The following is a 19,036-nucleotide window of genomic DNA, read 5'->3' as shown; positions in this document are numbered from 1 at the left end:
GAAATCGCCTGCCGCGTGGCCGCCACCTGCCGCCGGCTCGGCATCCGCACCGTCGCGGTGTACTCGGATGCCGACGCCGACGCGCGCCACGTCGCCTTCTGCGACGAGGCCGTGCATATCGGCGGCGCGGCCGCGCGCGACAGCTACCTGCGCGCGGACCACATCATCGAGATGGCGAAGGAGGCCGGCGCCCAGGCCATCCACCCCGGCTACGGCTTCCTGTCCGAGAACGAGGCCTTTGCCGAGGCCTGCGCCGCGGCGGGGCTGGTCTTCATCGGCCCGCCGGCGTCCGCCATCCACGCGATGGGCAGCAAGAGCGCGGCCAAGCAATTGATGGAGAAGGCGGCGGTGCCGCTGGTGCCCGGCTACCACGGCGAGGACCAGGGTCCGGCGCTGCTGCGCCGCGAGGCCGACCGCATCGGCTACCCGGTGCTGCTCAAGGCCAGCGCAGGCGGCGGCGGCAAGGGCATGCGCGTGGTCGAGTCGGGCGACGCCTTCGAGGCCGCGCTGGCCTCGGTCAAGCGCGAGGCCAGCGCCAGCTTTGGCGATGACAAGGTACTGGTGGAGAAGTACCTGACGCGCCCGCGCCACATCGAGATCCAGGTGTTTGCCGATACCCACGGCAACTGCGTCTACCTGTTCGAGCGCGACTGCTCGGTGCAGCGCCGCCACCAGAAGGTGCTGGAAGAAGCCCCCGCGCCAGGCATGACCGAGGCGCGCCGCCGCGCCATGGGCGAAGCGGCGGTGGCCGCGGCCAAGGCGGTGGGCTATGTCGGCGCCGGCACGGTCGAGTTCATCGCCAACCAGGACGGCTCGTTCTACTTCATGGAGATGAACACGCGCCTGCAGGTGGAGCACCCCGTTACCGAGATGATCACCGGGCAGGACCTGGTCGAATGGCAGCTGCGCGTCGCCGCCGGCGAAGCGCTGCCGCTCACGCAGGAGCAGCTGCGCATCGACGGCCATGCGCTGGAAGCACGCATCTACGCCGAGAACCCCGACAAACAGTTCCTGCCGTCCACCGGCACGCTGCGCTACCTGCGCACACCGCCGGCGGTGCAGTTCATGCGCGGTGGTGATGTGCATGGCCCGGCCGGCATCCGCATCGACGCCGGCGTGCGCGAAGGCGACACCATCAGCCCCTTCTACGACCCGATGATCGCCAAGCTGATCGTCTGGGGCAAGGACCGCGACGAGGCGCTGGCGCGCATGCGCCAGGCGCTGGCGTCGTATCACGTGGTGGGGCTGTCGACCAACGTGGCCTTCCTGCAGCGGCTGGTGTCGTCGCAGGCGTTCCGCACCGCCGATCTCGATACCGGCCTGATCGAGCGCAACGAAGCCACGCTGTTCCCGCCCGCCGCCCCGGTCGGCCTGGAAGTCATTGCGCTGGCGGTGGCCGCGCTGCTCGACCGCGAGACGCGCGAGCGCCGCGTCGACGCCGCCGACCAGCATTCGCCGTGGACCCATGGCGGCGCGTGGCGGCTGAACGGCGGCGTGTCGCGCACGCTGCGCTTCGGCTATGGCGAGCAGGTGCTGGAGGTGACGCTGAATACCGATGCACGCGGCAGCACGCTGATCTACGCGAACCAGGTTGTGTCCTTCGCCTGCAACTGCCAGGGAGATGAGATCCGCGTCGACCTCGGTACGCGCCACGCGCACGGCCAAGTGCATGCCGACGGCGAGGTGTTTCATGCCTTCCATGCCGATGGTCACGTAAGCCTGACCTGGCTCGATCCACTGGCGCACGCTGGCGAGGCTGAAAGCGAAGACGGCAAGCTGACCGCGCCGATGCCCGGCAAGGTCATTGCCGTGATGGTCGAGGCGGGCAGCATCGTGACGCGCGGGGCCCCGCTGCTGGTGATGGAGGCCATGAAGATGGAGCACACCATCAGCGCACCGGTGGATGGTGTGGTCAGTGAAGTGCTCTATGGGGTTGGCGAGCAAGTGGCTGAAGGGTCGCAGCTCCTGGCGTTTGAAGCCTGATAATCGTGGGGAGGTTTCCGGCAATGCAACCAGACAAAGTCAAGATCGTGGAAGTCGGTCCACGCGATGGCCTCCAGAACGAGAAGGCGTTAGTGCCGACCGAGATCAAGGTCGCATTGATCGACCAGCTGACCGAGGCAGGCGCCGGAGATAAAGCGATTGTCGGGGCAAAGACTGAAAGCCGATCAGCCCTTGCAGCGGGTGGCCACGGATCCATCCCCGGCGGCAGCACCATTGACAGTTCCAGGGTGTAACTAGCATCTGTACGGATGCGCACACCAATGAACGGCTGGGGGCTTGGGGCGCAATTGGCAACGGCAATGCGCTCCAAGCGCTCAGCCACTAGTCCGTTGTTCAGCACCGGATACCCTGGCAACCAACCAGCAATGCGAGTCCAGCCGCTTCGGCAAAGTTGGTCAAGCTCACCACCCCAAAATTGCACAGCAGCTCGTAGCTGCTGATTCGCCGGTCGGCCCAGGCCATCACTAATAGGTTGTTGGCAGTGAATAGTTTGGCGCCGGGCCAGTATGCCCAAGCATCGCCATTTGCAGCAGCGGCAGGCGCGCCTTGGCCACCCCGACGGTTTGCACCCGCTCGGCGATTTCGCAACCTTCAAATGCCAGGCCACATGAGCCTAATAGTGCACCAGCGGCCCTGCCGCGACTTAGTTGGCAATCGAAAGGCATATTTTCAGCACTGATGCTAGGCAACGCGAAAAACCGTGCTTGATTCGCGTCAACAACTCCTGGCAACCCGAGTCGGGAACCGAACCTTCGCGACTTGACCTACCGCGGCTACATAGAATGGCTACAGGGCGACGGCGTGAAGGGGGCTCGAGATGACCATCATGGAGAACATAGCGATTGCTATCTCGCGTGGGCCGTCATGGCGAGGTGAGCACACGGAAATGTGCGAGCACAAGGGCATCGGACATCCCGATAGCCTATGCGATGGGGCTGTCGAAGCTGCGGCTCGCGCCTTGTGCCGCGCATACTTCGAAGCCTATGGCGCAGTCCAGCACTTCAATCTGGACAAGGCACTACTCATCGGCGGCATGAGCGCGCCAAAGTTCGGCGGTGGCAAAGTGCTGCGCTCAACGCGGTTGATAGTATCCGGCCCTGTTACCGAACTTCCGTCGGCCAAGGCCGAGCTAGTTGTCGAGCAGGCCATTCGTGAGTACCTGGCGACATCCTTGGGCGATATTGGCAATGACATCCGGATCGAGCCAATCCTCCGCCCCTCGGCCCCGAACCTCCGGCGCGTGACCAATGCAGCGTCTCTTTCGCTGTCCAATGACACATCCTTTGGCGTCGGCTATGCGCCACTCTCATCGCTTGAAAGAGCGGTGCTGTTGATTGCCGAGCTTCTGCGCTCACGTGCCGACAGGGGAATGTTTGAGGCGGCGGGCCTCGATTACAAGGTGATGGGGAGTCGGCTGGGTGCGCATCACCGTCTCACTCTTGCGCTGGCGTTTGTCGACCGATGCGTCCAAGGCGTCGATGAGTACTTCATCCTCAAGGGCCGGATTGGGTCGTATCTGGCCGAGCACATCGGCACCGACTGTGAGATTGCAATCAATACCCTCGATCGCCGGGATGCTTGCGACGAAAGCGGGATTTACCTGACGGTCACTGGCTTAAGTGCTGAGCATGGTGATGACGGCCAGGTCGGCCGCGGAAACCGGGTCAATGGCCTGATTACCCCCTATCGGCCAATGTCGCTGGAGGCCGCAGCGGGCAAGAACCCGGCGTCACATGTCGGCAAGCTCTACAACGTGCTCGCCCACCGGTTAGCCTCTCATATTCAGGCAAGCGTGGATGGCGCGGATGAAGTCGTCGTCCGGCTTCTCTCCGGGATTGGACGCCCCATCGACCAGCCCCAACTGTTTGCCATTGATGTCGTGGCCGAGCGCGGCCTCTCGAGCGCCCAGGAGCAGCAAGTTCGTGAACTCGCGACGCTACAGCTGGCGCAGCTTCCTGCCTTGGTCAATGAGCTGGTCTATGGCACGGTAGCGGTCTTCTAGGCCCGGTGTATGGGGAGCACAGCAACCTCGGCGCCGGCATCGGCTGGCCGAGCGGCTTCCCAGCCTTCAAACACATACGTCATGCGGCGTTCGACATTCATTCCTGAATCGGCACCCACCGCACCCCCGACCACCCATGAACGCTTGATTGAAATCAAGAAGCAAATCGACTGGTCACCCAGAATGAAAATGTAATTTATGCGCTGCAGCCCCTCTTAAGAGCCCCAAGGAGAGGATGGAATGCCGACCAAGTCCACCACCCCTAATGGGGGGAGTTACGGCCTCACCGAAGCCCAGGCAGCTCCAACGGCCGCCGCAGGCCCAGCCGCCTCGCAGCAGCTCGTGCGTGACCCGGTCTGTGGCATGGAGATCTCCCCACGGGAGGCCGCTACCAGCACGGAGCTCGACCAGAAGCGATACTGGTTCTGCTCTCCACACTGTGAGCAGGTTTTCCTAGCCAACCCGGCGAAATATGTTCTTCACCCCGTTGATAGGCGTAGCTCGGCTGGGCCCTCCCGCAGTCCTAGCCCACCCGGCGTCGCTCCTATCCCTGCGGCGACGCCCGCGCTTGCTTCCCACGCCGCCAAGCAACTCGCCAAGGACCCTATTTGCGGAATGATGGTGGACAAGGCTACGGCCCTCTCCGCCGAGCGTGGCAACCGCAAGTACTACTTCTGCAGCGAGAGCTGCCTTCGGACCTTCGAGTCGCCAGAGAGCGAGTTGAAAGCCATGAGGACGCGCGTGACCATTGCGCTCACGGGCGTGCTCGCGCTGGCGGTGCTGCGGGCTGGCGCCTTCCTGGCACTGGCAGCCGGCGCGACGCTCGTGACTTGGGCCCCGATTCCCGCCTTGCCTTGGTTCACGTGGGGGATGTGGCTATTCCTTCTCGTCACGCCGGTCCAGTTCATTGGCGGCTGGAGCTTCTACAAGGGCGCATGGAACGCCATCCGGACGCGCAATATCAATATGGACTTCCTCATCGCCCTGGGGACATCCGTCGCCTACTTCTACAGCGTAGTAGTGCTGTTCTTTCCGTCCTGGCTGCCCGTCAAGGTCGAAGAGCGAGACGTCTACTTTGAGGTGTCGGCGGTCATTATCGCCTTCGTGCTGCTGGGGAAATACATGGAGGAAATCATCAAGAAGAAATCCTCCGCCGCTGTTCGACGCCTGCTCGACCTGCGCCCCGCCGTCGCTCACGTGCTTCGCGACGGGACGGAGGTGGAAATCCCGGCTGAAAGCATCATGGTGGGCGAAGCGGTCGTTGTACGCCCCGGCGAGAAGATTCCCACTGATGGCAAGGTTATCGATGGCCAATCCAGTGTCGATGAATCGATGCTGACCGGCGAGTCGATGCCCGTGGAAAAGAAGCCTGGTGCCGCTGTCATTGGCGGCACGCTAAACCGCAGTGGCGCCTTCACCTTCCAGGCCACAAAAATCGGAGCGGACACCGCTCTCGCTCAGATTATCAGGATGGTCGAGGACGCCCAGGCCAGCACCGCGCAAATTCAGAGACTGGCGGACCAGGTCACCGGCTACTTCGTACCTGCGGTTGTTTCGGTCGCGATGCTGGCATTAGTGGGATGGACCGTCGCCGGTCATTTTCCGCAGGGACTGCTCGCATTCGTGGCTGTTCTGATTATCTCCTGCCCCTGCGCGCTAGGCGTCGCCACGCCAGCAGCGCTGATGGTCGGCGTCGGCAAGGGCGCGGAGAACGGCATCCTGATACGCGGCGGTGAAGTGCTGGAGCGGGCCGAGAAGCTCACCGCGGTTGTCTTTGACAAGACCGGGACGATTACGCGCGGAGAGCCGACCTTGACCGATGTCATCCCCTTTTCTGGGCGAGAGAAATCTGACCTGCTGACTCTTGCTGCCGCTGTGGAAGCCGGGTCCGAGCACCCTTTGGGAGAAGCCATCGTGCGCGCCGCACAGTATCGCGCGCTCACCACTCCCAAGGCAGCCAGCATCAGCGCATTGTCTGGCATGGGCATTCAGGGCCTCGTCGACGGTCAGCAAGTCTGGCTGGGCAACCGGCGTCTCTTTGCACGCCAAGGCATCCCAATCGAATCGGCCGAATCTGTACTCGGGAAGCTCGAGGCCGATGGCAAGACAGCCATGCTGGTCGGCGCCGGCACACAATTGCTCGGCGTAGTGGCCGTGGCTGACACAGTGAAACCGGAAGCGAGCGAGGCAATCGCGGCATTGAAGGCGCGCGCCATCAAGGTTGTGCTACTGAGCGGTGACAACCGCCGCACCGCCGAGGCAATCGGCCGGCAGGTTGGCATTGAGCATGTCATTGCCGAGGTGATGCCGGAAGACAAGGTCGAGACCATTCACGCATTACAGAAGCAAGGGGAGGTCGTGGCCATGGTGGGAGACGGCGTCAATGACGCACCGGCGCTTGCCGCAGCGGACATCGGCATTGCCATCGGCTCAGGCTCGGATGTCGCGAAGGAAACTGGGAGCATCATCCTCATTCGCGATGATGTGCGTGACGTGGTTGCCGCCATTGAGCTGTCCCGCGCGACGATGCGCAAAATCAAACAGAACCTCTTCTGGGCGTTCATCTACAACACCATCGGCATCCCTATCGCCGCACTTGGACTCCTGAACCCCATCTTTGCCGCAGCAGCAATGGCACTGTCCTCATTGAGTGTGGTAGCCAACTCCGCATTGCTGAAGCGTGTACGACTTGGCTCCAGAATTGCCAGCCCGGAGGCGAGATGAAACACCCGGTGGCATGGATTTGCGCTGCCTTTGCAATGCTGCTCGCGGCAGCTATCGTCTACCGGTTTGGGCTGACACCGTTCACCATACTGGTTGGCCTACTCCTGCTGTCCTGTCCGGTCGTTGTGGTGTGGTTGAGTCTTCGCCTTTCGCGACAGTGCGAGCGCGATATACGAAACGCAGTTGAGCGTGAACGCCAAGACAAAGGTTGAAGAGAGGGTCTATGAACTGGTTATCACAGAGTCTCACTTGGCTCCTGCTTGGCGGAACGGCGAACAGTTTTTCAGCAAGACCAAGCGAGATACATACACCGACGTCATCGGCACCATGGCTGCTGCCAGGCGGTACGGCGTTCGCTTTATAGGAGGAAAACATGAACCACGACCACAACGGTCATGAGCGGCCTGGCGACGCACTGCGCACCGTGGCCAGGTCCAAGCTGGTCATGATTGGCTTTCTGCTGGTGATTGCCTACTTCCTATGGACTGAACACCGGGCACACGTCATTCAGTTCCTGCCATTTCTTCTGCTGGCCGCCTGCCCCTTAATGCACATCTTCATGCACGGTGGACATGGACATGGACACAGTCACGGACCGGATGACGCCACCAAGGACACGAACGCCAAAGGAGAGCGATGATGCAACCCGAAACACAATCCAGCTACGGTCTCTGGTCGCTGGTCATTATCAACTCAGCTGTCTTCATCATCTTCGCCTTCAGCTTCACCAAGCCGAAGACCCAGCGCGACTGGCGCTCGTTTGGCGCGTTCTCCGCGTTCATTGTGGCGCTCTTTACAGAGATGTATGGCATCCCCCTGAGTATCTATCTCCTGCTACCGTGGCTTTCGGCGAAGTTCCCGGGAATCGACTTCCTCTCGCATGATGCCGGTCATCTTCCGGAGATGATTTTCGGCTGGAGGGGCAACCCGCACCTGGGGCCATTTCACATCGCCAGCGACATCTTGATTTTTGGCGGCTTCATCATGCTGTCTTCCGCCTGGCGCATTCTGTACCTGGCCCAGCAGCAGCACCGCCTGGCGACCACGGGTCTCTATGCGCGCATGAGGCACCCCCAGTATGTCGCGTTCGTCCTGATTATGTTCGGCTTCCTCCTGCAGTGGCCGACGATAGTCACTCTGGTGATGTTCCCCATCCTGGTCTGGATGTATGTTCGGCTGGCCAAGTCGGAGGAGCAGGACGCACTGGCCGAGTTCGGGCAAGCATATGAGGAATATCGCCAAAAGACACCAGCGTTCATTCCGCATATCTCAGCCCGAGATGTTCCGCGGACGCGTCCTCATTGAATTCAACCGTCATCTTCCTTGCACCCGGAGGCTGCCATGAAACCCTTCAAGACTGGTTTGACGCTATCCGCCACGGTCGTGCTGTTCTACGTTCTATGCACGCTCGTCTGGATGGTTCTTCCTGAGCCCTTCATGAATTTCATGAACGCGCTCTTTCACGGGCTCGATTTCCGGCGCCTTCAGACCGGCGAATCAGTATCGTGGTGGTCCATCATCTATCCAGCCTTTGTGTTTGCGGTGTGGTTCTTCGCTGCCGGGGCATTCTTTGCATGGTTACACAACAGCCTTCAAGGAGAGACCTGATACCAAGAATGGCGATATGACTCCAAGTCCTTGCGCCACAGCTCTTTACGAGCTCGTGTCACCACTGGCATTGAGACTCTGCTCCCCAAGCCACAGGTCGAAGAGATGTTGCGCCAGGGAAAGGGAGACCACCCCTTCTCCACGCTTCGGGTCAGACCCCAATCTGGTCCAGGACCTCGAAGCTGCCAATGCCTCGGCAACGCAAAGAGTACAGCGAGAGTACTGCGCAAATCAGTGATGCAGAAGTGCGGACGATTCTGGGCGACGCCAGTCAGCGGGTGAAGCAAACATTGCTGGCAAACCTGGAGCTGTTGCTCAACGAAAAAGTTACCCCGCTTTCACCTGGAAAGCCCCCCCCTTTCCCACCCGATGCGCCCGACTCAAGGGAGGTGAACCATGAAAATGAAGACAAGTAGCAAGACGGCTCCATCCGAGGCAAGCGCCCTCTCCCATGACAGCTATGAGGAGAATCTCCACCTGCTTCAAATCGAGCTGGTCAAACTACAGAAGCACTTCATTTCCTGCAGCGACCGGATTCTGGTGATTTTTGAGGGAAGGGATGCATCTGGGAAGGATGGGACCATCAAGCGCATTGTCGAACACCTCAGTCCGCGTGAAACGCGCGTCGTCGCACTGGGGAAGCCATCCGACCGTGACCGAGGCTCCTGGTACTTCCGCCGCTATGCGGCCGAGCTGCCTGCGGCCGGCGAGTTCACCCTTTTCAATCGCAGTTGGTACAACCGGGCCGGTGTGGAACATGTGATGGGCTTCTGCACCAAGGACGAGCATGAGGAGTTCATGGCAAGTGTCCCAGAGTTCGAACGGATGCTCGTGCGTTCCGGAATTCGTCTTATCAAGTACTACCTTGACATCAGCAAGGCCGAACAGAAGAAGCGCATCGAAGAGCGCCGCCGGGACCCGCTAAAGCAGTGGAAAGTCAGCCCCATTGACGAACAAGCGGTATCGCTTTGGAAGAAATACAGTAAGGCACGGAACGAGATGTTTGCTCGAACCAGCGACATCGTGCCATGGAACGTCGTGCGCGCCGACGACAAGCATGTCGCACGCCTCAGCGTCATCAAGGATCTACTGACCCGCCTTCACTATGCGCACAAGGACGCTGAGCTGATTCGCCCTAATCCGGAAGTTGTGTTTCCTTATGCAGAGGAACATCTTCTGAGCGGGGCGATTTCGAAGTGAGACGGTAGCGCAGCACGAACTTGTGACCTGCGAGGATGGATGAGATGAAGACCAGCATCATTGAAGTTAGAGGCCTGCTGTCCGTTCTGAGCAGGGGCGGAGGCTAATTGGGTCGCTGGCAGCACTACGGTGAAGTATGACGAAGCCGTAACAAGCCCGAGGGATGACCGGGCTGGGCATGGCGATGTTGTACCCCAATCTGAGCGCTGCGGTAGCCGACATCGCACACCCCAGTTGGCGGGCGTCCGCCATCGGCATCTACCGCTTCTGGCGCGACCTCGGGTATGGCATCGGCGCGCTCTGCCTGGGCGCAGCTGCGGCGCTCGGTGGCCGCGTCGAGAGTGCATTCCGGTTCGTCGCCATCGCAATGGGAACAACAATTGAAAACAACCTGCCTCAGATGACGTCCAGAGGGATTTTTAGATAGCGAACGCCATTCGCATCGGGCGGCGGCAACTCCCCGGCTCGTATATTGACTTGCACCGACGGCAGAAGCAGCGTGGGCATCGCCAGCGTCGCATCGCGCGCCCGGCGCATGGCCACGAACTGTTCCTCGCTCACGCCGTCATGCACGTGGATATTGCCTTCGCGCTGAGCGCGCACCGTCGTTTCCCATGCAGGCCCGCGCCCCTCGGGCGGATAGTCGTGACACATAAAGAGCCGTGTATTGCTCGGCAGGTCCAGCAGCTTGCGGATGGAGCGATACAACTCGTGTGCGTCGCCGCCCGGGAAGTCGCAGCGAGCCGTGCCGACGTCCGGCATGAACAGCGTATCGCCGACAAAGACCGCGTCCCCAATCTGGTAAGCCATGTCGGCGGGTGTATGCCCTGGCACATGAATCGCCCTGCCGGTCAGGCCGCCGATGGCAAACGTCGCTCCGTCGTCAAACAGGTGGTCGAACTGCGACCCGTCGAGCCGAAACTCAGGCTCCAGGTTAAAGAGCGTCTTGAAGACCCCCTGTACGTTGCGGATGTTCTGGCCTATTGCTGTCTGGCCACCCAGGTGTCGCTTCAGGTACGGCGCGGCAGACAGGTGGTCGGCATGCGCGTGCGTCTCGAGAATCCACTCGACTCTCAGTCCATGCGCGCGCACAAACGCAACAACCTTATCAGCACTTGCCGTCGATGTCCGACCCGCCTTGGGGTCGTAGTCCAGCACCGAGTCGATGATGGCGCACTCGGGGCGCCCCTCCTGAAAGACCACGTACGTCACAGTCCAGGTCGCAGGGTCGAAGAACGGCTGGATAGTCGGGTGCATGCTCGCCTCCTTGGATGCAGTACATTCTATTCACATACATTCTATTTTTCAATATAATATTAACAAGCAAAATGTAAACGACCTATGGACCAGCCCCACCCCGCCATCGACCTCGCCAGCATGCAAGCTGCTGCGGCGCAGGCCTGTACCCTGCTCAAGGTGCTTGCCAATCCGGACCGCCTGCTGCTGATGTGCCGCCTGTCCCAAGGCGAGCTGTCTGTCGGTGAGCTGGAGGAACAGCTCGGCATCCGGCAGCCGACGCTGTCTCAACAGCTCGGTGTGCTGCGCGAGAACAGCCTGGTGGCCACGCGCCGTGACGGCAAGAACATCTTCTATTCGGTGGCGAGCCCCCAGGCGCTTGCCGTCATGGCGGTCCTTTATGAACAGTTCTGTGCCAACCCCGATCAGGAGGCGACATGCTGATTGACCTCGCTAACTTCACGCCCGGCCTGTCACTGGTCGGCGGGCTCATCATCGGTGCGGCGGCCGCTGTGCTGCTGCTGTTCAACGGCCGCATTGCCGGCATCAGCGGCATCTTCGGCGGCCTGCTTAGCCTGCCTCGAAAGGACATGGCCTGGCGCCTGACCTTCCTCGCTGGCCTGGTTGGCGCTCCTGTGATTGCGAGCCTGCTCGGCAAGCCCGCCATTGCGGATATCCAGGCAAGCTGGGGCGAAATCCTGGCCGCCGGCTTCCTGGTCGGCCTTGGCACCCGCTACGCCAGCGGCTGCACCAGCGGCCATGGCGTGTGCGGCATCTCGCGCGGCTCCATCCGCTCGCTGGTCGCCACCCTCACCTTCATGGTGGCGGGATTCCTGACTGTCTTCGTGCAACGGCACCTGATTGGAGGCTGATATGACCGCCATGACTGCACTCGTCGCAGGCCTGCTATTTGGCATTGGCCTGATGGTCTCCGGCATGGCCAACCCGGCCAAGGTGCTGGGCTTTCTTGACCTTGCAGGAACCTGGGACCCGTCCCTCGCTTTTGTGATGGCCGGTGCCATTGCCATTGGCTCGCTCGCCTTCCTCATCGCCAAACACCGCAAACGCTCCTTCCTGGGGCTGCCTGTGCAACTGCCGGCCAGCACGGCCGTAACGCTGCGGCTGGTACTGGGCAGCGCCGCCTTCGGCGTCGGCTGGGGTCTGGCCGGCTTCTGCCCTGGTCCCGCGCTGGTTGCCCTGGGCGCTGGCTATCCGAAGGCCATTGGCTTTGTGGCAGCAATGGTGGCTGGCATGCTCGTGTTCGAGGTCGCGGAGCGCGCCAAATCAAGCATGCAACGGGCGTAAGCACGCCGGCACTGGCAGCGAAGTGCAGTTGGATAGAGGCGTGGCAGAGGAACAAACAATGCGCCGCAGGGCTGGCGCCGACGGGCGAAGTGGCGCTTTACACGGTTCCCGCTGACTTGCTGCCCTCATAGTCGATTTCCAGGTATTCCGCCGCCGGATTTGTTCCTGGCCAGACCGTTTCCTGGCAACCGGAGCATTGCTGCTGAGGGCATCCGCAAAAATGGTCTGCGCAGATTGCTCCTGCGCAGACCAGCACATCGATGGGACTGAACACCCGGTACACCCATCGCTTCGTTGATCCCAATCAACTCAAATCCCTGACCGCCGCATACCTTGGACTAGGAACCATCATGTTTTCATAGGAGGATCTCCCATGTCCACCAACCATCGCCTCTCTACCCTTATCACTGCGGCCGCCGTGCTAGCGTGGGCGCCAGCAGCTTTCCCGGCGTCGCCGGCTACCGGCATTGAGCATGAGCAGCACCATCCTGAAAAGCGGCAAGATAAGGCTCCGGTCGTAACTCCCGGAGTTTCCAGCGATGCAAAGCTGGACGCCCAGGTTGCCCACCTGCGTGCCATCAGAGAGCGGCTTTCGCGTGCCAAAACGCCGGAGGAGCGTCAGGCCCTCTTGGCTGAACGCCATCAGGTCATGCAAGATGCAATGGCCATCATGCAAAAGGACATGATGAAAATGGGCGGCCCTGCTCGTATGGCTCCTGGCAAGAGAGTCGCCAAGGGAAACGCCCCATCAAATCAAATGCAGATGTGCCAAGACATGGCGGGTAGTCACATGGCGTTCATGCAGGAAATGATGCAGACGATGGCCAACGACCAAGGCATGGGCCCGGGCATGGGCATGGGTCCGGGCATGGGGCCGGGCATGGGGCCGGGGATGGGTCCGGGCATGGGTCCGGGCATGGGGCCGGGAATGGGTCCGGGCATGGGTGGAAAGATGGCGCCAGGCGGATGATGGGTCTAGCCGTAAGGGTTGGCCCTCGTGCGGACTAATCCCGTCAGACCGCAAACCTGCCAGCCCCTTGCCGTCCGGCCGTCGCTCTTGCGACGGCAGTTCCGCTGCAGCAGCAGAATGGAGTGAGTGTCTGCAAAGCATTCGGCGTAGCGTCGCCGGTGCCGAAACGGTCCGTGGCTTTTTTCCGCCTTGCCGTCCTGAATGAAGCCGGTCGCGGCGTTCGCAATTACAATCGCCAGAATTACCCCGGCACATGGGGGCTTGATTCCGGACAACTGCGATGCCATCCCCAATCATGAGGCATGTCGCATCAGGCCACCCTTTCGTGGGGAATTTGCACGATTAGGCAAAAGCCCTTGCCGGGAGTGCTGTCGATGGTGAAGCTGCCACCCAGAAGGCGTGCCCGCTCCCGGATGCCAAGGAGTCCCAGCGATTTGCGTGGCCCGCTTGCGGAGGAGACCTTGTCCCAGCCCACCCCATTGTCTTGCACCCGCAACACAAGTTGGCCCTCTGACTGGGTGAGCTGAATATGCACGGTGGTCGCGTCGGCATGCCGGACGACATTGCTCAATGCCTCCTGGACAATGCGGAACATGGCGATTGCCGTCTGCGCGGGGACGTCAGCCTCGGCACCGTCCACGCTCACCGCCAATCCGTACCGGTTGGCAAAATCATCGGCCAACCACTCAATGGCAGGAATCATTCCCAACTCGTCCAGCAAGGCCGGCCGTAGGTCACTGGCAATGCGTCGGACCGAGGCAACAGTATTGTCGATGACGCCGTTTATGGCACCAATCTCGTCTAGCAGTCCTGCTGTGTCACGGCCCTCATCGACGTCCGCGCCGAGCATAGCCATGTCCATCTTAAGCGCGCTCAGGCGCTGGCCCAGGTCATCGTGCAGCTCGCGTGCAATGCGGCGCCTCTCCTCCTCGCGGGCAGCGAGTATCCCATCTGAAAGCTGTTGCAGTTCTTCCCGTGAGCGGCGCAGGGTCGCCTCCGCGCGTGCCCGCTCCGTGATATCACGCAGCATCACGGTATATAGCTTCGTGCCTTCGTGGGCCGTTTGCGAGATGGATGCTTCGATAGGGAATTCAGTGCCGTCACGACGCAGAGCGTAGAGTGCCCGTTGACGTCCCATCTGACGATCCGATACGCCCGTGATCCCAAACCGACGCACGTGCTCCTCATGAGCGGCCCGGTAGCGTTCGGGGATGAAGTCGCCGAGGGGGCGGCCAATCGCGAGTTCGGCGGGCCAGGCGAACAGCGTCTCCGCCATTGGATTGAACAGCACTACGCGTTGTTCATTGTCCACGGTGATGATCGCTTCCATGGAGGAGCGGATAATTCCCGCCAATCGCGCCTCGCTTTCCTTCACAAGCTGAAGGCTTCGGTGCAGGGCTTCCTCAGCACGCACGCGTTCGGTGATATCGCGCAGCATCACAGTGTATAACTTGGCCTCGCCGACAGAGATCTGTGAAATGGATGCTTCGATAGGGAACTCGCTTCCGTCCCGACGCATGGCGCACAGCGCCCGTTGGAGTCCCATCTCGCGGTCCGAAACGCCCGTGATCCCAAACCGGCGCACATGCTCTGCATGGGCGGCCCGAAAGCGGTGGGGAATGAAGTCGCTCAGGGAGCGCCCGATTGCAAGTTCGGCCGGCCAGGCGAATAGCGTTTCTGCCATGGGATTGAACAGTACGACGCGCTGGTCACTGTCCACGGTGATGATCGCTTCCATCGAAGATCGGATGATCCCCGCCAACTGGGCTTCGCTATCCGCCACGCGTTGGATATCACTACTCCCTGTAAGCTTCCTCAGCCGGTTCCAGTAAAGTCCCACGGCGAGCCCGATGCCCGCGCCCGTCAAGAGCACCAACGGCGCCAGGAACTGCCGATACCATTCGACGGTAGCCATCAAGAAGCATCCCCCCGCGAGGAGGAGAACGGCCGTCACACTGCCAATCGCCATGGCAAGGGAGTGAGAACGTTCGGACGAAGGCTGCACCTTGCCCGCGGGCGCCAAAGGGTTGCTCATGGAATGGACGATGATTGTCTGAGAGTGCTTCTCGCCCCCCAAATATATAGGGCGGCACCGGCCAAAGCGCAATTTGAACCGAAAATGCGCCGTAATCGCCGCGTGCATCAAGGAGTGAGCGAATACGGCAGTACCGCCGACAGCCACTGCGGGTCCGCGCCGTGCCGAATCATCTCCGTGGCGCCGCGAACCGCGGCCCCTGCAGCCATCGACTATCTCCAGGGCTGGCTGGCGCGCCCTGCCTGCGGCCGAGGCTATTATCGGCCCGGTGCCTGTTGGACTAACATCACCATTACACAGTGCCTGATTCGGCGTGCAGCCGGGATTGCGCAGCCGCCAGCGCGGCAGGATCTGCGATCGCCTGAAGGCATCAGCGGGAGTATCCCAGCAACCGGCGCCAGTTACGCAGGGGATCGGGTTCGCCATGCACATCGGGTTTCGCAAGTTTGACCTCGGCTTGCTGCCAGTCGCGGCCGGCACGCTGGGCGCTGGCTTGCTGCTTTTTGCCTTCGGCGAAGCGCTCGCCGCGAGGCTCGCTTGGGCGGTTGGCGCGCTGGTCGTCGCCGGCGCGCTGATCGTCGCCATCGTGCGGTCGCTGCGCCGGAAGGAAGCGGGCGTCGATGTCCTGGCGCTGCTGGCGATCGGGCTGGCGCTGGCGCTTGGCGAATTCCTCGCGGCTGCCGTACTGGCCCTGATGATCGAGAGCGGCAGGGCCATTGAGAACTATGCGCAGGCCCGTTCCGAGCGGGAGATGTCCGCCCTGCTCAGCCGCGCCCCGCAGTCCGCCAACCGCTTCGAGGACGGAGAATGGCGCGCGGTTTCCCTCGATGTGGTCAGTCCGGGGGATCGCCTGTTGGTCCGGCATGGCGAAGTCGTACCCGTGGACGGCGCATTGCTGGGCCAGGCGACGCTGGACGAATCTGCCCTGACTGGCGAGTCGCTGCCACGGCAGCGACTCCCTGGCGAGACCGTGCGCAGCAGTGTGCTGAACGCCGGCACCCCGTTCGAGATGGTGGCAGCGACCACCGCGGCAGACAGCACCTTCGCCGGCATCGCCAGGCTGGTGCGCACCGCCCGCGCGGAGCGCCCGCCCGCGGCGCGGTTGGCCGACCGTTATGCACTGTGGCTGGTGCCTGTCACCCTGCTCGTCGCCGGGCTTGCCTGGCTTGCCAGTGGTGAACTCGCGCGGGCGCTGGCGGTGCTGGTGGTCGCCACCCCTTGTCCGTTGATCCTGGCCGTTCCGGTGGCGATTGTGTCCGGGGTGTCGCGTTGCGCCGGGCGCGGCGTGCTGGTCAAGGGCGGCGGCGCGCTTGAAAGGTTGTCGCAGGCGAGCATCCTCTTCTTCGACAAGACCGGGACGCTGACGGGCGGAAGGGCCCGCCTGGCGGCCATCGAGAGCGCGCCCGGATGGCCGGCGCCCGACGTGCTGCGCGTCGCCGCTTCGCTGTCCCAGGCCTCCGGGCATGTTGTCGCCGAAGCCATCACGACCGCGGCGCGCGAGCGAGGCCTGGCCCTGGACCTGCCGTCAGGCGTGACCGAGACCGCCGGTGCTGGCATTGCCGGGCGGGTTGGCGAGCACGTGGTGGCGGTGGGATCGCCCGCCTTTGCCGGCGGCGGCGATGCCGGGCCACCGTGGTGCCAGGCCATGCTGCAGCGCGCGGCCTTCGAAGGCGCCTCGGTCTCGCTGGTCACGGTCGACGGCGTGCTGGTTGGGGCACTGCAGTTCGTGGACCTGATTCGCATGGACACCCCGCGCGCGTTGCGCTTGCTGCGCAAGGCGGGCATACGGCGCCTGGCCATGCTCACGGGAGACCGGCTCGACGTCGCCGAGACCGTCGGCGCGATGCTGGGCGTGACCGAGGTCCATGCCAACCTCACCCCCTCGCAGAAGCTTGCCGCGATCGAGGCGGCGCGCCACGACGGCACTGTGCTGATGGTGGGCGACGGCGTGAACGATGCACCGGCGCTGGCCGCCGCGGACGTCGGCGTGGCCATGGGCGCACGAGGTGCCGCGGCATCGTCGGAAGCCGCGGATGTCGTGCTGCTGGTGGACCGGCTTGACCGGCTGGTGGACGCGGTGCGCATCGCCCGCCGGTCGCGCCGGCTGGCCGTGCAAAGCGCCATGGCCGGCATGGGCCTGTCGTTCGTCGCGATGGCGGTCGCCGCGTTCGGCTACCTGCCGCCACTGGCCGGCGCCATGCTGCAGGAGGTCATCGATGTGCTGGTCATTGCCAATGCGCTGCGCGCCCTGCGCGCCGACCCGTCGGTGCCGGCGGAACGCCTGTCCACGGCCGACGCCGAGAGCCTGAACCAGGAGCACGCCGCGCTGGCGCCGCTGATGGAACAGATCCGCAGCCTCGCGGACAGGTTGCCAGCCATGCCTGGCCACGCCGCGGGCACGGAACTGCGCCGCTTGTGCGCATCCCTCAGCGGAACACTTTTGCCCCACGAACAGCACGATGACGCGCAGCTCTATCCGCAACTCGCGCTGCTGGTCGGAGGCGAGGATCCGCTGGCGGCGATGAGCGCGATGCACCGCGAGATCTTCCGGGTGATCCGGCTACTGCAGCGGATGGCGGACGACTCACCGCCGGATGGGCCAGACGCCGGCAGGGTCAGGGAGTACCAGCGGCTGCTCTACGGGCTCGAGGCCGTATTGCGGCTGCACTGCGCGCAGGAGGACGAGCTGTTCCATGCGCTGCGCGAAGATGCGCCCACGGAGTGACGTTCTGCGCCGACGGTGGTAATTGATGGCGAAGCTGAGATGGCGTCACCAGACGGCGGTAACCGCGACGTTGCCGCGCGGCGAGCTGCAAAGCAGCCAGTCGTCCTCCAGTGTCCTCACGGGCAGGCGAAACGTCATGTCGAGTGCCTGGCCGTCGACGGCCATATCGCGGGTCCGGACCCAGCCCTGATAACCAATTGCCAGCCGATAGACGCCCGTGGGAAGCCGGAGATAGAACATCGGCCCGGTTGCGCTCGCATGCAATATCGAGCGCCCGTCCTGACTGGACACGAGGATGGCAGCATCCGGCAGCGGGTCCCCGCGTGCGGCGTCCACCATGGTCAGAGGCCAACGCAGGGTGAATGCCCCTCCTCTCCACAATGGCTGGGAAATATCGGGTTATACCGCCGCGCCCTTGTCAGGTTCCGCTGACAGCCCGGTGCGCACGGCGGACAAGCGCCGTCGCGATGCGCGTACAAGCTGCATGGCAGCAAGCCGACACGTTTTTCGGAACCGGCTGATTTCGGCGTCGCCGGCCGGCAACGATACTGCAGGCATACACGGGGCACACGGTTGCCCTCATCGGCAGGAAAACCGGGACCACCGGGGCAGGAGCGACCAGCACAACAAAGGCAACAAGGGGAAAAGCGATGAGCGACGATCACCACATCGGACACGCACAGCGCCTTGCGGCAATCTCCGCGGACATTCCTCTTGGCGCGCATCTGAAGACGGACCGCCGTGGTTATGTCCACCACGGCATTTATGTCGGCAACGGCGAGGTGGTGCACTATGTCGGGTTCAAAGGTTTCCTGCGTTGCGGCCCCGTCGAAAAGACCACCCTCGCCGGCTTTGCCGGCGGCTACGGCTTTCGCGTCGAGCCGGCCACGCAAGCGAGGTACGTCGAGGCGGAGATCGTACGGCGCGCGACTGCGCGGCTTGGAGAGGACGATTACCGCCTTCTTACCAACAACTGCGAGCACTTCTGCATCTGGTGCCTGTCTGGCGAGAGCCGCAGCGAGCAAGTGGAGGCGCTGCTGAGCCACCCGTGGCGCGCACTGCTGGCTATCGTGGGCGTACTCTGTAGCGCGGCGGGCATCCTGGGGCAGGATCTGGCCGACGTGACGGCATAGGGCGCCGCGGGGCGAGTTGGCAGCCGGAGTCTGCGTGCCGAGGCTGCAGTTGAGGTGGCAGTTCACAACAGCGCAAGGGCGCAGGCGGCAAGGG

The 19,036-nt window shown here is 62.7% G+C and carries 17 protein-coding genes and 2 pseudogenes; 16 read left to right on the top strand and 3 right to left on the bottom strand.

Annotated features, from left to right (window positions below; genetic code table 11):
* The 10 genes and pseudogenes from C265_RS21405 to C265_RS31700 all read left to right on the top strand — a co-directional run.
* On the top strand, positions 1-1,983 hold a 1,983-nt coding region (locus C265_RS21405), incomplete at its 5' end, for an acetyl/propionyl/methylcrotonyl-CoA carboxylase subunit alpha (RefSeq protein WP_010809988.1).
* A gap of 23 nt (positions 1,984-2,006) precedes the next feature.
* Positions 2,007-2,126, top strand: a pseudogene (locus C265_RS32080) (hydroxymethylglutaryl-CoA lyase); the annotation flags it as partial.
* A gap of 695 nt (positions 2,127-2,821) precedes the next feature.
* Entirely contained in the window at positions 2,822-4,006 is a 1,185-nt protein-coding gene (locus C265_RS21395; protein WP_010809986.1) for a methionine adenosyltransferase, read from the top strand.
* Between the two features lie 240 nt (positions 4,007-4,246).
* Positions 4,247-6,730, top strand: a complete 2,484-nt coding sequence (locus tag C265_RS21390; protein WP_081645145.1) for a heavy metal translocating P-type ATPase — start codon at positions 4,247-4,249, stop codon at positions 6,728-6,730.
* A gap of 373 nt (positions 6,731-7,103) precedes the next feature.
* Positions 7,104-7,370: a DUF2933 domain-containing protein gene (locus C265_RS21385; RefSeq protein WP_010809984.1), complete on the top strand. Its 267-nt coding sequence runs from the start codon at positions 7,104-7,106 to the stop codon at positions 7,368-7,370.
* Entirely contained in the window at positions 7,370-8,035 is a 666-nt protein-coding gene (locus tag C265_RS21380) for an isoprenylcysteine carboxylmethyltransferase family protein (RefSeq protein WP_010809983.1), read from the top strand. The genes C265_RS21385 and C265_RS21380 overlap by 1 nt, the downstream gene beginning before the upstream one ends.
* Before the next feature lie 36 nt (positions 8,036-8,071).
* Positions 8,072-8,338, top strand: a complete 267-nt coding sequence (locus tag C265_RS21375; protein ID WP_010809982.1) for a DUF5676 family membrane protein — start codon at positions 8,072-8,074, stop codon at positions 8,336-8,338.
* A gap of 188 nt (positions 8,339-8,526) precedes the next feature.
* Positions 8,527-8,754 carry a hypothetical protein gene (locus C265_RS31705; RefSeq protein WP_246840239.1) on the top strand — a complete coding sequence of 76 codons (228 nt, stop codon included), beginning with the start codon at positions 8,527-8,529 and terminating at the stop codon, positions 8,752-8,754.
* On the top strand, positions 8,741-9,538 hold the full coding sequence (gene ppk2, locus C265_RS21370) for a polyphosphate kinase 2 (RefSeq protein ID WP_011615440.1): 798 nt from the start codon (positions 8,741-8,743) through the stop codon (positions 9,536-9,538). Before C265_RS31705 ends, ppk2 begins: the two co-directional genes overlap by 14 nt.
* A gap of 163 nt (positions 9,539-9,701) precedes the next feature.
* Positions 9,702-9,908: pseudogene (locus C265_RS31700) on the top strand (MFS transporter); the annotation flags it as partial.
* Positions 9,909-9,934: 26 nt separating this feature from the next.
* Here the strand turns inward: C265_RS31700 and C265_RS21365 are convergent.
* Positions 9,935-10,795 carry an MBL fold metallo-hydrolase gene (locus C265_RS21365; RefSeq protein WP_010809980.1) on the bottom strand — a complete coding sequence of 287 codons (861 nt, stop codon included), beginning with the start codon at positions 10,793-10,795 and terminating at the stop codon, positions 9,935-9,937.
* Between the two features lie 84 nt (positions 10,796-10,879).
* Here C265_RS21365 and C265_RS21360 point away from each other — a divergent pair, with 84 nt between their 5' ends.
* The 4 genes from C265_RS21360 (at position 10,880) to C265_RS21345 (ending at position 13,049) form a co-directional block, all read left to right on the top strand.
* A complete protein-coding gene (locus C265_RS21360; RefSeq protein WP_010809979.1) occupies positions 10,880-11,218 on the top strand; it encodes a metalloregulator ArsR/SmtB family transcription factor in 339 nt (112 codons plus the stop codon).
* Positions 11,212-11,646, top strand: a complete 435-nt coding sequence (locus C265_RS21355; protein WP_010809978.1) for a YeeE/YedE family protein — start codon at positions 11,212-11,214, stop codon at positions 11,644-11,646. Before C265_RS21360 ends, C265_RS21355 begins: the two co-directional genes overlap by 7 nt.
* 1 nt (position 11,647) lies before the next feature.
* On the top strand, positions 11,648-12,079 hold the full coding sequence (locus C265_RS21350; protein ID WP_010809977.1) for a DUF6691 family protein: 432 nt from the start codon (positions 11,648-11,650) through the stop codon (positions 12,077-12,079).
* Positions 12,080-12,452: 373 nt separating this feature from the next.
* Positions 12,453-13,049 carry a hypothetical protein gene (locus C265_RS21345; protein ID WP_010809976.1) on the top strand — a complete coding sequence of 199 codons (597 nt, stop codon included), beginning with the start codon at positions 12,453-12,455 and terminating at the stop codon, positions 13,047-13,049.
* 310 nt (positions 13,050-13,359) lie between these two features.
* Here the strand turns inward: C265_RS21345 and C265_RS21340 are convergent, their stop codons facing one another.
* Positions 13,360-15,084, bottom strand: a complete 1,725-nt coding sequence (locus C265_RS21340) for a PAS domain-containing sensor histidine kinase (RefSeq protein WP_246840238.1) — start codon at positions 15,082-15,084, stop codon at positions 13,360-13,362.
* A gap of 424 nt (positions 15,085-15,508) precedes the next feature.
* Between C265_RS21340 and C265_RS21335 the strand changes: the two genes are divergently transcribed.
* The gene (locus C265_RS21335) at positions 15,509-17,809 is read left to right on the top strand and encodes a heavy metal translocating P-type ATPase (protein ID WP_010809974.1); all 2,301 of its coding nucleotides are present in this window, start codon (positions 15,509-15,511) and stop codon (positions 17,807-17,809) included.
* Between the two features lie 45 nt (positions 17,810-17,854).
* Here the strand turns inward: C265_RS21335 and C265_RS21330 are convergent, their stop codons facing one another.
* Positions 17,855-18,148 carry a carboxypeptidase-like regulatory domain-containing protein gene (locus C265_RS21330; RefSeq protein WP_010809973.1) on the bottom strand — a complete coding sequence of 98 codons (294 nt, stop codon included), beginning with the start codon at positions 18,146-18,148 and terminating at the stop codon, positions 17,855-17,857.
* 311 nt (positions 18,149-18,459) lie between these two features.
* Here C265_RS21330 and C265_RS21325 point away from each other — a divergent pair, with 311 nt between their 5' ends.
* Complete coding sequence (locus C265_RS21325) at positions 18,460-18,942, top strand: lecithin retinol acyltransferase family protein (protein ID WP_010809972.1); 483 nt, start codon at positions 18,460-18,462, stop codon at positions 18,940-18,942.
* Positions 18,943-19,036 lie beyond the last annotated feature (94 nt).

The sequence above is a fragment of the Cupriavidus sp. GA3-3 genome, from assembly GCF_000389805.1.
Taxonomy (GTDB): Bacteria; Pseudomonadota; Gammaproteobacteria; order Burkholderiales; family Burkholderiaceae; genus Cupriavidus; species Cupriavidus necator_D.
Note: the sequence above shows the minus strand (reverse complement) of the source record. Positions and strands in the feature narration are given on the sequence as shown.

Excerpts from the sequence above, each read along its gene's own strand:
- ppk2 (WP_011615440.1), top strand. The coding sequence starts at position 8,741 with ATGAAGACAAGTAGCAAGACGGCTCCATCCGAGGCAAGCGCCCTCTCC.
- C265_RS31705 (WP_246840239.1), top strand. The coding sequence starts at position 8,527 with ATGCCTCGGCAACGCAAAGAGTACAGCGAGAGTACTGCGCAAATCAGT.
- C265_RS21350 (WP_010809977.1), top strand. The coding sequence starts at position 11,648 with ATGACCGCCATGACTGCACTCGTCGCAGGCCTGCTATTTGGCATTGGC.
- C265_RS21325 (WP_010809972.1), top strand. The coding sequence starts at position 18,460 with ATGAGCGACGATCACCACATCGGACACGCACAGCGCCTTGCGGCAATC.
- C265_RS21345 (WP_010809976.1), top strand. The coding sequence starts at position 12,453 with ATGTCCACCAACCATCGCCTCTCTACCCTTATCACTGCGGCCGCCGTG.
- C265_RS21395 (WP_010809986.1), top strand. The coding sequence starts at position 2,822 with ATGACCATCATGGAGAACATAGCGATTGCTATCTCGCGTGGGCCGTCA.
- C265_RS21385 (WP_010809984.1), top strand. The coding sequence starts at position 7,104 with ATGAACCACGACCACAACGGTCATGAGCGGCCTGGCGACGCACTGCGC.
- C265_RS21390 (WP_081645145.1), top strand. The coding sequence starts at position 4,247 with ATGCCGACCAAGTCCACCACCCCTAATGGGGGGAGTTACGGCCTCACC.
- C265_RS21375 (WP_010809982.1), top strand. The coding sequence starts at position 8,072 with ATGAAACCCTTCAAGACTGGTTTGACGCTATCCGCCACGGTCGTGCTG.
- C265_RS21340 (WP_246840238.1), bottom strand. The coding sequence starts at position 15,084 with ATGAGCAACCCTTTGGCGCCCGCGGGCAAGGTGCAGCCTTCGTCCGAA.
- C265_RS21355 (WP_010809978.1), top strand. The coding sequence starts at position 11,212 with ATGCTGATTGACCTCGCTAACTTCACGCCCGGCCTGTCACTGGTCGGC.
- C265_RS21380 (WP_010809983.1), top strand. The coding sequence starts at position 7,370 with ATGCAACCCGAAACACAATCCAGCTACGGTCTCTGGTCGCTGGTCATT.
- C265_RS21335 (WP_010809974.1), top strand. The coding sequence starts at position 15,509 with ATGCACATCGGGTTTCGCAAGTTTGACCTCGGCTTGCTGCCAGTCGCG.
- C265_RS21330 (WP_010809973.1), bottom strand. The coding sequence starts at position 18,148 with ATGGTGGACGCCGCACGCGGGGACCCGCTGCCGGATGCTGCCATCCTC.
- C265_RS21365 (WP_010809980.1), bottom strand. The coding sequence starts at position 10,795 with ATGCACCCGACTATCCAGCCGTTCTTCGACCCTGCGACCTGGACTGTG.
- C265_RS21360 (WP_010809979.1), top strand. The coding sequence starts at position 10,880 with ATGGACCAGCCCCACCCCGCCATCGACCTCGCCAGCATGCAAGCTGCT.